The 13,387-nt window shown below is 43.3% G+C and carries 11 protein-coding genes; 9 read left to right on the forward strand and 2 right to left on the reverse strand.

All coding sequences use genetic code 11. The features are described from left to right. Positions 1–51: 51 nt before the first annotated feature. The 3 genes from pflA to FTW16_RS19565 all read left to right on the forward strand — a co-directional run bounded on the left by pflA (position 52) and on the right by FTW16_RS19565 (position 2,630). On the forward strand, positions 52–792 hold the full coding sequence (gene pflA, locus FTW16_RS19555; protein WP_146492205.1) for a pyruvate formate lyase 1-activating protein: 741 nt from the start codon (positions 52–54) through the stop codon (positions 790–792). Between the two features lie 220 nt (positions 793–1,012). Beyond that, positions 1,013–1,513 carry a YfbU family protein gene (locus FTW16_RS19560; protein WP_146492206.1) on the forward strand — a complete coding sequence of 167 codons (501 nt, stop codon included), beginning with the start codon at positions 1,013–1,015 and terminating at the stop codon, positions 1,511–1,513. A gap of 547 nt (positions 1,514–2,060) precedes the next feature. Then, positions 2,061–2,630 (forward strand): outer membrane beta-barrel protein, encoded by a 570-nt coding sequence (locus FTW16_RS19565; protein ID WP_065676847.1) that lies wholly within the window; start codon positions 2,061–2,063, stop codon positions 2,628–2,630. Positions 2,631–2,774: 144 nt separating this feature from the next. On the opposite strand, the gene FTW16_RS19570 is transcribed toward FTW16_RS19565, so the two are convergent. Beyond that, positions 2,775–3,488 carry a MipA/OmpV family protein gene (locus FTW16_RS19570; protein WP_086738365.1) on the reverse strand — a complete coding sequence of 238 codons (714 nt, stop codon included), beginning with the start codon at positions 3,486–3,488 and terminating at the stop codon, positions 2,775–2,777. 396 nt (positions 3,489–3,884) lie between these two features. Between FTW16_RS19570 and FTW16_RS19575 the strand changes: the two genes are divergently transcribed. The 3 genes from FTW16_RS19575 to FTW16_RS19585 all read left to right on the forward strand — a co-directional run bounded on the left by FTW16_RS19575 (position 3,885) and on the right by FTW16_RS19585 (position 8,803). After that, positions 3,885–5,819: a PrkA family serine protein kinase gene (locus tag FTW16_RS19575; protein ID WP_065676845.1), complete on the forward strand. Its 1,935-nt coding sequence runs from the start codon at positions 3,885–3,887 to the stop codon at positions 5,817–5,819. Between the two features lie 120 nt (positions 5,820–5,939). After that, on the forward strand, positions 5,940–7,211 hold the full coding sequence (locus tag FTW16_RS19580; RefSeq protein ID WP_146492207.1) for a YeaH/YhbH family protein: 1,272 nt from the start codon (positions 5,940–5,942) through the stop codon (positions 7,209–7,211). Between the two features lie 11 nt (positions 7,212–7,222). Then, positions 7,223–8,803 (forward strand): SpoVR family protein, encoded by a 1,581-nt coding sequence (locus tag FTW16_RS19585; protein ID WP_146492208.1) that lies wholly within the window; start codon positions 7,223–7,225, stop codon positions 8,801–8,803. Positions 8,804–9,001: 198 nt separating this feature from the next. On the opposite strand, the gene sohB is transcribed toward FTW16_RS19585, so the two are convergent. Continuing rightward, positions 9,002–10,069 carry a protease SohB gene (gene sohB / locus FTW16_RS19590; RefSeq protein ID WP_186728094.1) on the reverse strand — a complete coding sequence of 356 codons (1,068 nt, stop codon included), beginning with the start codon at positions 10,067–10,069 and terminating at the stop codon, positions 9,002–9,004. A 137-nt stretch (positions 10,070–10,206) separates the two neighbouring features. On the opposite strand from sohB, the gene FTW16_RS19595 reads away from it, so the two are divergent. The 3 genes from FTW16_RS19595 to FTW16_RS19605 all read left to right on the forward strand — a co-directional run bounded on the left by FTW16_RS19595 (position 10,207) and on the right by FTW16_RS19605 (position 13,300). Then, a complete protein-coding gene (locus FTW16_RS19595; protein WP_146492209.1) occupies positions 10,207–10,947 on the forward strand; it encodes a YciK family oxidoreductase in 741 nt (246 codons plus the stop codon). A 154-nt stretch (positions 10,948–11,101) separates the two neighbouring features. After that, on the forward strand, positions 11,102–11,809 hold the full coding sequence (gene imuA, locus FTW16_RS19600; protein WP_146492210.1) for a translesion DNA synthesis-associated protein ImuA: 708 nt from the start codon (positions 11,102–11,104) through the stop codon (positions 11,807–11,809). Between the two features lie 3 nt (positions 11,810–11,812). Then, a complete protein-coding gene (locus FTW16_RS19605) occupies positions 11,813–13,300 on the forward strand; it encodes a Y-family DNA polymerase (RefSeq protein ID WP_146492211.1) in 1,488 nt (495 codons plus the stop codon). Positions 13,301–13,387: the final 87 nt, after the last annotated feature.

A 13,387-nucleotide genomic window follows, 5' to 3' on the forward strand; every position in this document is an offset into this window, starting at 1 on the left:
ACCGTTTTTGTAATAAAATAAACGGTATAAATTCCTCTACGAGAATAGCTCATGTCTACAACTGGTCGCATTCACTCATTCGAATCTTGTGGTACTGTCGATGGCCCTGGTATCCGCTTTATTGTGTTTCTTCAAGGCTGCTTAATGCGTTGTATGTACTGTCATAACCGTGATACATGGGATCTTCATGACGGAAAGGAAGTAACGGTCGAAGAGATCATCAACGAAGCAAAATCATACCGTCATTTCATGAAAGCATCAGGCGGTGGTATCACCTGTTCTGGTGGTGAAGCGATGCTACAACCTGAGTTTGTTCGTGATTTTTTCCGCGCAGCTCAAGCCGAAGGCATTCACACTTGTCTTGATACTAATGGCTACATTCGTAAGCACACTGAAGTGGTTGATGAAGTACTAGAAGCCTCTGATCTAGTGATGCTTGATCTTAAGCACATGCGAGATGAGATTCACCACGATTTCATTGGTGTATCAAACAGACGTACTCTGGATTTTGCACGCTACCTACACAAAATCGGTAAGAAGACGTGGATTCGTTATGTAATTGTCCCTGGTTACACGGATACGGCTGAAGATGCTCATCTGCTAGGTGAATTCATCAAAGACATGAATAACATCGAGAAAGTAGAACTGCTTCCATACCATAAGCTTGGTGCACATAAGTGGGAAGCGCTTGGTTTTGACTACCCTCTTGAAGGTACAAACCCACCGAGCAAAGAGAAAATGGACGAGATTGTTGCTGTTCTAAGCCAGTACCATTCAAACGTAAAATACTAATCTAGACTTACGTTCATAGTGATTTCAAACGCCTCAATTTCGATTGGGGCGTTTTCTTTTATGGCCCAAACAATCCTTTCACTTTTCTTTACAACTTTTGTTTATCAATTCAAAAAATCATATTAAATCCGTGTTGAGATCATGTTTCCACTCGTAGAAATGCTGTTACTCTTACTGCAACAAAGAATACAACATTTAGTTTTTTAGTGAGGCTCCTCCCATGGAAATGACCAATGCTCAGCGTCTAATTCTATCAAATCAATACTACCTAATGTCTCAAATGGATCCTGAGAACTCAGCTAAATACCAACGTCTACAAACGATTGTAGAACGAGGTTACGAACTCCAAATGCGTGAGCTTAACAAAGAGTTTGGTTGTTTGACTGAAGCAGAGTGTCGCGAAATTATCGACATCATGGAGATGTACCATGCTATGCAAGAGTCAAACAAAATGCTTGCAGAGCAAGAGCGTGCTGAAGTAGACCAACGTCGTCTGCAGTTCTTAGGTTTTGATATCGCTTCTGAAGCACAGGTCGTACACTACGTGCGTTTCCTTGTTGATTCTGAAGGCCTTTACCCTCAATTCGACAAAGCCGATCACCACTTCAATAGCCAAATGCCAATGCTAGAGAAGTACCGTCGCATGTTAACAACATGGCGCAACTGCCCTCGCCAGTACCACCTATGTGCGACAGAGCTATCTCAAATCTTTAGTGCTTAATGCATGAAAAGATAAGCCTTAGCTTGGCTTAAAAAATTTCAAAAAGGGTTACTCATCACGAGTAACCCTTTTCAATGTCTGCGTATAAAGAAAGAAAACAAGCAACTAGAAACACAAATGATTCCATCAGTTAATCGAGTATTTGACGCCGCATGTAGAGAGTCCACTTTGATAAGTGGGCTTGTTTGTACCTAAGGGCACGTCATTATGTTATCTACGCCTAGAGCTAGTGAGTGATCACCAACAAAAAACGGGAATAATGAAACGATATGGATATGAAGTGGGCTTTACGTACAGAAAATTGGAATAAAACATGACGATAAGATATTAAACATTGAACCGTTTCCCATTAATTTCTCTGATACCGTCCATTGACCAACAAACGTAAATCAAGGATCTATAACCCATTAGATCATTCATCTTTATTAATTTTACTTTGGAGCTTTTAATACAAATTAAAAATCGCCACACCCATTTTGAACGGTGTTTTTTATTTGAAAGAAATCGCTAGAATGCTCACCGAAATTTATTAACCAGAGCGATAAAAATGAGAAAATTCATCCTTGCATCACTAGCTATTCTGTCGACTTCATCTTTCGCAGCTAACGACATGTACGTACTTGGGGGCGTTGGCATTAACCGAGATGACGGAGGTCTACAATTCACTGCTGGCTCACAAATTCTTGATACCCATTTTCATATTGAATCAACAATGAATTACATAGATTCCGACAGCAAAATGGTTACATCGGATGTACACGGTGACCTAACTAAGTACAAAGACAATTTCAAACACTTCAAAATGTCTTTAGCTCCAATGTATAAATATAGCTTCGATGAGTCTTTTGCTATCTACGGAAAAGTTGGTCTTGCTTACTCAAACGTAAATGTTAAATCAACAATTACTAACAAAGATTGGTCAGTGAATAATAAACATTCAAATAGCGAATGGGGCGCAACTTACGGCATCGGTGCTGAGTTTAAGTCTATACAACCAATGTTTGGTAACTCGAAGTTTATGGCTCGTGTTGGTTTCGATTTCTACGACTTCAACTCCGGTAGCATAAGCCTAATCAATGAGGAGACTTTTGGCCTACAAGCCGGTTTCACTTTCTAAGGTATTAAGTAGAAAAGTTTTACAGTCGTTGAACAGATCATCGTAATTACGATTTTTGGTGTCTTGACGTTAACCGCTCTGTACTTCGCATAAATAAAAGGGCTACTCATCACGAGTAACCCTTTTATGTTTTCTTCTTTTTAACTAGAAAACGTAAGCAACACCGACGTTTGCCGCCATATTAATGCCGCTTTCTAAGATTGGACTGTTCTCGATATCGCCCTCTAGGTTGGTGTAACGAACGCCACCAGTTACTCGAACATTCGGCGTTACATGTAAGTAACCACCTAAACCAATAAAGTATTGGCCATCCCAGTCAGCATCGAATTCGTTTAGATTCGTTCTTGCAGCTTCCGCTGAACTCACACCGTACAAGTGGTTATTCAAGCGTTCACTGTTGTAAGCGTAACCAATCGAAGGCGTAAGCGCCCAGCCATTGCGGCGAATAGGTAGGCGCCAAGCCGCTTCAGCGTAAATACCGTTATGCCTAAAACCTAAGTCGGAGCCCGCTGTTGCTTCAAACATACCCACCAGCGTAATCACTTGATAGCTAACGCCACCTAATACCGAAGCTTTACGTTCATCTAGTTTTTGAATGTCCACATTGTCTGAATCACCTGGCTTTAATGTTCTTGGATCATAAACCGCTCGAAACACAATATTCTGAGGTGAGCCGGCTGGTAACAAACGATAGCCTGCGCTAAATCCACGCATGAAAAAGTGTTCGCCTTCGTAACCAATCATAGGAATGACTGCGCGATTTGACGGCGTGTCTTTGTACACCGCAGGAGAATAAGAAGCAGCCACACCCAATGACCATTGTGATATTTTTGCGTGCGTAGCGGTCGCCATGAACATTGTTGTTCCAACAATGGCGATTTTTAACCAAAGACTCTTCACTGTTTCTACCTATTTTTTAAGCGATTTCTGATAACGCCGCGCATTATATGGCACTTCGTACCAAATAATCAATAGAGCTCAGTTATACATCTAATACACATAAATCCAGTGTGAGAATTATTAAGCGACCTAAAATCACAAAACAAACGGCTAGATCTGCTCGAATGTAAAATAATTTGATTCTACACGCCTCAAGTTGCCTATTGCGCTCGCTACGTTTTTCACACGCAAAATTGTAAATAAATACATAATTGTTAAGCAAAATTGTGGAAGCGGGTCTAACCTTAAAATGTAGGGAGAGCCTATTTTTCAATCGCTCGTCAGTTTTAACTGGTTAACAAGGGGAATGTGACTATGAGTATTTTTGACCACTATCAATCACGTTATGAAGCAGCCAAGGAAGAAGAGCTGACATTGCAAGAGTTCTTAGCGCTGTGTAAAGACGATAAAAGTGCTTACGCGAATGCTGCCGAGCGCTTACTACTAGCCATTGGCGAACCGGAGGTCATTGACACTGCTCAAGACCCTCAACTAAGTCGTATTTTCTCTAACCGTGTCATCTCACGCTACAGCGAATTTAAAGATTTCTACGGTATGGAAGATGCGATTGAACAGATTGTTTCTTACTTAAAACATGCTGCGCAAGGTTTAGAAGAACGTAAACAAATCCTTTACTTACTTGGCCCTGTGGGCGGTGGTAAATCATCTCTTGCTGAAAAACTCAAAGCCCTGATGCAGAAATTACCAATCTATGTATTGTCTGCTGACGGCGAACGAAGCCCAGTAAACGATCACCCATTTTGTCTATTCGATGTAAACGAAGACGGCGACTTATTGAAGAACGAATACGGTATTGAGAAACGCTATCTTCGCTCAATTATGTCTCCGTGGGCAGCGAAACGACTGCACGATTTTGGCGGTGATATTTCCAAATTCAAAGTCATCAAACTGCGCCCTTCTATCCTCGATCAAGTTGCGATCGCGAAAACAGAGCCTGGTGATGAAAACAACCAAGATATCTCATCTCTTGTTGGTAAAGTAGATATTCGTAAACTTGAGCACTTCTCTCAAGATGATCCTGATGCCTACAGCTACTCTGGTGCGCTATGTAAAGCTAACCAAGGTGTTATGGAATTCGTGGAGATGTTTAAAGCGCCAATCAAGGTATTACACCCACTACTAACGGCCACACAAGAAGGTAACTTCAACGGTACCGAAGGGCTTTCTGCACTGCCATTTGACGGCATGATTCTGGCTCACTCGAACGAATCCGAGTGGCAGACCTTCCGTAACAACAAAAACAACGAAGCCTTCCTCGACCGTGTGTACATTGTAAAAGTCCCTTACTGTCTGCGCGTCTCTGAAGAAGTTAAGATCTACCAAAAACTGCTTGAGCACAGTGAGCTATCCAAAGCCCCTTGTTCGCCAAGCACACTCGATCTGCTATCGCAATTCAGTATCTTATCTAGACTGAAAGAGCCTGAAAACTCGTCTCTGTTCTCAAAAATGCGGGTTTACGATGGTGAGACTCTAAAAGACACCGATCCAAAAGCGAAGAGCTACCAAGAGTACCGAGATTATGCTGGTGTTGACGAAGGAATGTCTGGGCTATCAACGCGTTTCGCCTTTAAGATTCTGTCTCGAGTATTCAACTTCGACCAAGCCGAAGTGGCCGCAAACCCAGTGCATCTTTTCTACGTGATTGAGCAGCAAATCGAACGAGAGCAATTCCCTCAAGAGACCGCTGAGAAGTACCTAGAGTTCTTGAAAGGATACCTAGTGCCACGCTACGTAGAGTTCATTGGTAAAGAGATTCAGACCGCTTACCTAGAGTCTTACTCTGAGTACGGACAGAATATCTTCGACCGTTACGTAACCTATGCTGATTTCTGGATTCAAGACCAAGAGTACCGCGATCCAGAAACAGGCCAGCTATTTGACCGTGCTTCTCTAAATGGTGAACTCGAGAAAATCGAGAAAACAGCAGGTATCAGTAACCCTAAAGACTTCCGAAATGAGATTGTGAACTTTGTGCTTCGTGCCAAAGCAAACAATAACGGTCAAAATCCAGTTTGGACAAGCTACGAGAAACTGCGCACTGTGATTGAGAAGAAAATGTTCTCTAACACAGAAGAGCTGCTTCCTGTTATTTCGTTCAATGCTAAGACCTCAACGGATGATCAGAAAAAACACGACGACTTCGTTGCTCGTATGATGGAAAAAGGCTACACCGAGAAACAAGTTAGACTGCTATCTGAGTGGTATCTAAGAGTTCGTAAATCCTCATAAACCAAACTGTATTGAGCTGCTCACGTGAGCAGCTCGTACAAACCAATAACTCTTATATCCTAATAACTCTTATACACTAATAAAAAGTAGGATCGTGACATCAGCTGAGAGGGAGTTCTTATGGCACAATTTATCGATCGGAGGCTCAATGGCAAGAATAAGAGTGCTGTAAATAGACAGCGATTCTTACGACGCCATAAAGAGCAAATCAAAGAATCTGTGGCCGATGCAGTCAACCGACGCTCAATCACCAATACTGAAACTGGTGAAGACGTTACTATTCCTCATAAAGACATCAAAGAGCCAAGCTTTCACCAAGGTCAAGGCGGCGTAAGAGAACGTGTTCACCCTGGTAATGATCAGTTCATCACTGGCGACAAAATTGAGCGCCCTAAAGGTGGCGGTCAAGGTGGTGGTTCTGGCCAAGGCGATGCAAGCCCTGATGGCGAAGGCCAAGATGAATTTACCTTCCAAATTTCAAAAGATGAGTATCTTGATATTCTCTTTGAAGATTTAGCTCTGCCTAATCTAGAGAAAAATCAGGTCAACAAAATCACCGAATGGAAAACCCACCGCTCTGGTTACCAAAGTGCGGGGATTCCATCCAACATAGCTATTGTTCGTTCACTGCAGCAATCTCTAGCTCGTAGAACCGCGATGACAGCAGGTAAAAAGCGCGAGCTTAACCTACTGATGGAGCAACTTGACCAAGTTAAAATGACGGAACCGGCACAACCCTTCGAAGAAAGTCGCTTAAAAGAAGAGATTGCCGAGCTACGCAAAAAAATTGAAAACGTGCCATTCATTGATACCTTCGACTTACGTTTTAAAAACTATGAGAAGCGCCCTATTCCATCTAGCCAAGCAGTAATGTTCTGCTTGATGGATGTGTCCGGCTCAATGGACCAAGCTACCAAAGACATCGCAAAACGCTTCTACGTGCTGCTTTACCTGTTCCTAAACCGCACCTACGAAAACGTCGATGTTGTGTTTATTCGTCACCATACTCAAGCCAAAGAAGTCGACGAGCATGAGTTTTTCTACTCCCAAGAAACCGGTGGCACCATCGTTTCTAGTGCATTGAAATTAATGAAAGAGATTGTCGCAGACCGTTACCCTGCAGGTGAGTGGAACATCTATGCGGCACAAGCTTCTGATGGAGATAACTGGGCTGATGACTCTCCTCGTTGTAAAGAGCTGCTGGTGAATACGCTTCTGCCAACTTGCCAATATTACTCTTACATCGAAATAACACGCCGCTCTCATCAAACGCTTTGGCACGAATACGAAAAACTCGAGAGTAGCTTCGACAACTTCGCAATGAAAAACATTAAGACGGTGGATGATATTTTTCCTGTGTTTAGAGAACTGTTCCAGAAAGAGACAGCGTAAGGGGGCTTACCATGACAGCGAAATCAAACGTTGCAGAGAAATCAAACATTGCCGATAGAGACAAGGCTACACAGAAGAAAAACGACAAGATGCTGCCTGATGGTCCAGATTGGACGTTCAACCTATTGGAGAAATATCACGTCGAAATTAAGCGTGTGGCGCAGCATTACCGTTTAGATACTTATCCGAACCAAATTGAAGTGATTACTTCAGAGCAGATGATGGATGCATACTCAAGCATTGGTATGCCTATCAATTACAACCACTGGTCTTTTGGTAAGAAATTCATCCAAACCGAGCAAAACTACAAACACGGCCAAATGGGCTTAGCGTACGAAATCGTGATCAACTCAGATCCGTGTATCGCTTACTTAATGGAAGAGAACACGGTCACCATGCAGGCGCTGGTAATGGCTCACGCTTGTTATGGCCACAACTCTTTCTTTAAAGGCAACTACCTGTTTCAAACCTGGACAGACGCCGGTTCCATCATCGATTACTTGCTGTTCGCTAAGAAGTATATCAGTGGTTGTGAAGAGAAATATGGCGTCGCTGAGGTTGAGCAGCTCCTTGATTCTTGCCATGCATTAATGAATTACGGCGTAGACCGATACAAACGTCCTGAGAAGATTTCCATTGCTGAAGAAACCGCAAGGCAGGAAGAGCGAGAGGCTTACCTACAATCTCAAGTCAATGAGCTGTGGAGAACTGTGCCTAAAAATCAAGACAAGGAAAAAGAGACCAAAATCCGCTTTCCTAGCGAGCCTCAAGAGAACATTCTTTACTTTATCGAGAAGAACGCACCACTGCTTGAACCTTGGCAGCGTGAGTGTGTTCGTATCGTTCGCAAGGTAAGCCAGTACTTCTACCCTCAGAAACAAACTCAAGTCATGAACGAAGGCTGGGCAACCTTCTGGCATTACACCATTCTTAACCATCTTTATGATGAAGGCTTGGTAAGTGATAAGTTCATCTTAGAGTTCCTGCACAGCCATACCAGTGTAGTCGCGCAACCTGCTTACAACAGCCCTTACTTTAGCGGAATAAACCCTTACGCACTTGGCTTCGCGATGTTTAGAGACATTCGACGCATTTGTGAAGAGCCAACAGATGAAGACCGAGAGTGGTTCCCAGAGCTGGCAGGAAGTGATTGGTTAGAAGCAGTGCACTTTGCAATGCACAATTTCAAAGATGAAAGCTTTATTAGCCAATATCTTTCTCCAAAGATCATTCGTGACTTTAAGCTGTTTTCAGTGCTTGATGATGACCGAAAAAACACCATTGAAGTAAGTGCTATACATGATGACCCGGGCTATCGCCTGATTCGTGAGAAGCTTGCGGCGCAATACAACCTAAGTAACCTTGAACCAAACATTCAGGTGTTTAACGTCGATGTTCGTGGTGACCGATCAATGACGCTGCAGTATGTGCCTCATGACCGTATCCCGCTTGATAAAGGCTACGACGAAGTGATGAAGCATCTCTATCGCTTGTGGGGCTTTGATGTAATTTTGGAAGAGCTCAAAGATACGGGTCATAGAGAGATTCTGACGACTTGTCCAAAACGTAATGACTATGGAGCCAAGATTTAATACCCATCGCAGTTCATCGGTGATGGCAATGAAACTCCGCTCCCCCTACACCATAGTGGTCAACCCGCTCGGAAGTGGAGCAATAAAAAAGCGCATAAGTCTGATGACTTATGCGCTTTCTTTTTAAGGCTCAAACGTCTTTAAATAGACGTGAGCCACTAAAGCTAGAGCTAGAGCTAGAGCTAAAACTGAATAAACTTAAACAATTGGCTTTTGGCCGCGTTCAATCAGTTTCATCAGCACGCTGTCTGCAGATTTGCCTGCCACGCCCGCTAGTTTGTCTGAAAGCTTTTTCTTCTGTACGTAGTGAATCGCTAGAACCGTTTTGTTCTTACATGCCGCTACGACTAAATCATCAGAAGTGCAGATCTCATCCACCAGCCCAAGTTCATGTGCTTGCGTGCCAAACCAGTGTTCGCCAGTTGCTACTTTTTCAAGATCTAACGCAGGACGATGGTCACGAATGAAATCTTTGAATAGACCATGTGTCTCTTCTAACTCTTCTTTGAATTTCTCACGAGCTTTATCGCTGTTCTCACCAAACATGGTTAATGTACGTTTGTACTCACCTGCCGTTAGCTGTTCGAACTCGATATCGTGTTTCTTCAGCAGTTTATTGAAGTTTGGCAATTGAGCGATAACGCCAATAGAGCCAACAACAGCAAAAGGTGCAGATACGATTTTGTCTGCGATACATGCCATCATATAACCGCCACTTGCTGCTACTTTGTCTACCGAGATAGTCAGAGGCAAACCTGCTGCTTTGATACGATCAAGTTGAGAAGACGCCAAGCCATAGCCGTGAACCATGCCACCGCCAGATTCAAGTTTCAGCAAGACTTCATCGCCTTCACGAGCCACAGCCAGAACCGCTGTTACCTCTTCACGTAATGAAGCTACTTCTTTTGCATCAATGCTGCCGTTAAAATCAAGAACGAACAGGTGTGGTTCACGCTTGCTATCAAGCTCACCCTCTTTCACTGCTTTCTTCACTTCTTTACCGCGTGATTTTACTTTCTCTTTTTCTGCTTTCTTTTCTGCTTTATCACGGGCTTTGATGAAAGCATCGTCGTGTAGATGGTGCTCTAATTGTTCAATCGTCTGTTTATGGTGTTCAGATAGGTTCGTGATTTCCAGCTCACCTTTAATCGCGCTTGATTTCCCACCCACAGATTTAGCAATCACTAAAATTGCGATGATGGCGATTACAACGGTCGCAATCTTGGCTAAAAACAGGCCGTAGTCCAACAAAAATTCCAATGTCATATCCCCTATTGTATGAATTAGTGTATTGTAACCATCTTGTCACGATTACCAAGAATTTCTCATCATTCCTGCGGTTATCTGTGTGATTAAACATCAATGGAATGACGAACATAATAAAAGAAAGAAGGATAAGCACAGTGGATTACCCAATCTCTACAGATGCCCTCAAAGATAAAGTAATTTTGGTTACAGGTGCCGGTGCTGGCATTGGTCGCCAAGCTGCACTAAGCTTCGCTCAACATGGCGCAACTGTCATTCTGTTAGGCCGCAATGTAAAAAACCTAGAATTCATTTACGATGAAATCGAAAGCGCTGGTTACCCGCAGCCTGCAATTATCCCATTGGATTTAAAAGGCGCGACAAAACAGAACTACGTTGATATGGCTGAAACCATTGAATCGCAGTTCGGTCGTTTAGACGGTCTACTTCATAACGCTGGCGTTTTAGGTACTCTGAGCCCGTTTGAGCAAATTGATGAAGAAACCTTTGATGATGTTATGCAGATCAATCTGAAGTCTGAGTTCTTGATGACTCAAGCACTTTTACCTGCACTTAAGAAAGCGGAAGCGGGTCGTATCGTATTCACCTCTTCTACCGTTGGTCACTCTGGCCGTGCATTCTGGGGCACTTACGCGATTTCTAAGTTTGCTACCGAAGGTATGATGCAGATCTTAGCGGATGAACTTGAAGACACCAACATCCGTGTTAACGCGATCAACCCAGGCGGCACGCAAACACGCATGCGTGCAAAAGCGTACCCAGGTGAAGATGCTAACAAGCTGAAAACGCCACTGGACATTATCCCACTGTACCTACACTTAATGAACCCAAGTGTGACAGACATTAATGGCCAATGTATCGACGCTCAACCTAAGTAGTTGATATTATAACCAATAACAAGAAGCCGCTTTAATCGCGGCTTTTTTTGTATCTAGATCAACCAACTAGCACTGACTCTCATTAATTATCATCATTTTGCTTTGCATCTTTTTCATTGTTAAATATACTGTATAAATATACAGGTATTTAATTATGCATGAACTCATAAAAAACTTACAAGACCGCCAGCTAATCTGGAAAGGGCTACAATCAACAACGCAAGGAACTACCACTTCGACAGGCTATCCGCAATTGGATAAACAGCTTGATGGTGGCTTTCCTACACACGGCGTTATTGAAGTTGAATCACAACAAGGGATTGGCGAACTGCGCCTGCTTACCTCCTATTTAGCTCAGCAAAACTCACAGAAGCTGGCCATATTCATTAACCCGCCAGGGAAGATCTGTGCCGAGTTTTTTAGCAGCCAAGGGATTGAGCTCGATAACATCTTGGTGATCGAGCCTCAACGCGACCTCGATGCATTATGGGCAGCCGAGCAATGCCTCAAGAGTGGTGCTTGTCATTCTGTATTGTTATGGGGAGCCGATCTCGAAATCCACCAAACCAAACGCCTACAAGCCGCAAGTGAAACGGGCAAGTGCCTGCAATTTCACTTTAAAGCCACTAGCCATAATCAATTATCCCTGCCCGTTTCTTTAAGCATGAAGCTCTCTTCTCACGCGCAGGGGTTAAAGGTTGAAGTGACAAAAAGAAAAGGCAGTTGGTCGTATGGCAGCTTTATTCTCGATATGACCCACAATTGGCCGTTACTGACAGAAAAAGTCATCAGCATCGACAGTTCACATCATAATCTGTCAGATAATACTGTGTTGGCCTTCCCTATTGCAAAGCAAGGTTAGCGCATGCTGTGGCTTTATCTGCACTTTCCATCTCTGCAGTTAGATACCTTGTTTAATTCTGAGCTATCTAACTCCGAGAAAGTTCACTCTAATGAAGAGTCACACGAGCAACCTATTATCATCGTGGATGAAAAAGATCACCGTGTGCTGCAAGCTAACCAAGCTGCTCTACAATCGGGAATTTCACTTGGTATGGGGCTAGGGTCTGCGGCGGCGCTTTGCCATAACTTACACGTCCACCCTTACAGTATTGAGCTAGAAAAAAGCAAGCTCAAAGAGATCGCTCAATGGGCGTATTTGGTCACTTCTGACATGGCTTTACTACCACCGAATGGTTTGTTGATTAAAGCTTCTAATATGCTGTCACTTTACGATGGGCTAGATAACTACTGGCATGAGCTCAAAAGTCATTTAGAAACGCTCAATATCCAGTTCAGCTTCGCGACGGGTTACTCGCCACTTTCTGCGATCCTTTTGGGCAAGCAATCCATCAACCAAGTCACTAATAATGTTGAGCAAATGAAAGCATGGGTTAATCAACAAGCATTAAGTTCCAGCGAGCTGCCAACTAAGCAAGTGGAGCGTCTGAACCGCGTCGGCATTAACTTAGTGGATGACCTATTGAAACTGCCTTTGCAAGATGTCGCACGTCGCTTTGATATCGATTTGGTGAATTATGTTGGTCGCCTTAACGGACAGTTCAAGCACCCGATTGATTTCTATCATCCACCGGAGAATTTTCAGCAATATCTCGAGCTATTGTTTGATATTGAAAACATCCTATTTATCGAAAAGCCGCTGCTGAAATTGTTGAATCAACTGGAATGCTTTTTGAAGCTACGTGACCGAGTAGCGTTTGAATTAACGCTGATTCTGCATCTTAGGGATAAAGACGATCATCCTGTCTCTTTCTATTCGGCACAAGGTGATTACCTTGCTGAAAAATGGGCAAGCCTTACCCATCTAACTTTAGAGTCACTAAAGCTCACAGCACCGGTTCAAGGGCTGACTCTCTCTTTGATTCGTCATGGAGAACCGCAAGTCGCCTACCATGATCTTTTCGATGGCAATACAGGAACACTTGCCGCGTTAGATTTGATCTCATTACTGCAAGCTAAATTAGGGCAAGCCTGCATTCAAACACCGAAAATACAGCACGACCCAAGACCAGAGAAGGCCAACCAATATTTACTACCGACACTGGGGAATACGGTAAAAAAGGGACAAATTTCCCAAGATATCGCGCAACAAACTATGACAGCTTCCAACATCAACCAACAGCGACTCAGGCCCAGTATTTTACTACCAGAGCCCGAAGCCTTAACCGAAAGCGTCACCTTATCTCAGGGCCCTGAGCGTATTGTTTCTGGGTGGTGGGATGGCGAAAAAATCATTCGTGACTACTTTATTGCTCACAGTGAAAACGGTCGATGGCTATGGGTCTTTAGAACGCCAGATAAACAGTGGTTTTTGCACGGCTTATTTAGCTAGTCAGCAAGACAATTTAGTTAAGTCGCCCGTTCCACGTACTCTATTTCAACATCCCTTTTCAATCATGTTTACTCGCAATGATTAAGT

This window comes from Vibrio sp. T20 (genome assembly GCF_007858795.1).
In the GTDB taxonomy this organism is placed as follows: Bacteria; Pseudomonadota; Gammaproteobacteria; order Enterobacterales; family Vibrionaceae; genus Vibrio; species Vibrio satsumensis.

Coding starts and splice junctions, on each gene's coding strand:
- sohB (WP_186728094.1), bottom strand. CDS start 10,069: ATGACATTGGAATTTTTGTTGGACTACGGCCTGTTTTTAGCCAAGATT.
- FTW16_RS19585 (WP_146492208.1), top strand. CDS start 7,223: ATGACAGCGAAATCAAACGTTGCAGAGAAATCAAACATTGCCGATAGA.
- FTW16_RS19560 (WP_146492206.1), top strand. CDS start 1,013: ATGGAAATGACCAATGCTCAGCGTCTAATTCTATCAAATCAATACTAC.
- FTW16_RS19570 (WP_086738365.1), bottom strand. CDS start 3,488: ATGTTCATGGCGACCGCTACGCACGCAAAAATATCACAATGGTCATTG.
- pflA (WP_146492205.1), top strand. CDS start 52: ATGTCTACAACTGGTCGCATTCACTCATTCGAATCTTGTGGTACTGTC.
- imuA (WP_146492210.1), top strand. CDS start 11,102: ATGCATGAACTCATAAAAAACTTACAAGACCGCCAGCTAATCTGGAAA.
- FTW16_RS19565 (WP_065676847.1), top strand. CDS start 2,061: ATGAGAAAATTCATCCTTGCATCACTAGCTATTCTGTCGACTTCATCT.
- FTW16_RS19580 (WP_146492207.1), top strand. CDS start 5,940: ATGGCACAATTTATCGATCGGAGGCTCAATGGCAAGAATAAGAGTGCT.
- FTW16_RS19605 (WP_146492211.1), top strand. CDS start 11,813: ATGCTGTGGCTTTATCTGCACTTTCCATCTCTGCAGTTAGATACCTTG.
- FTW16_RS19575 (WP_065676845.1), top strand. CDS start 3,885: ATGAGTATTTTTGACCACTATCAATCACGTTATGAAGCAGCCAAGGAA.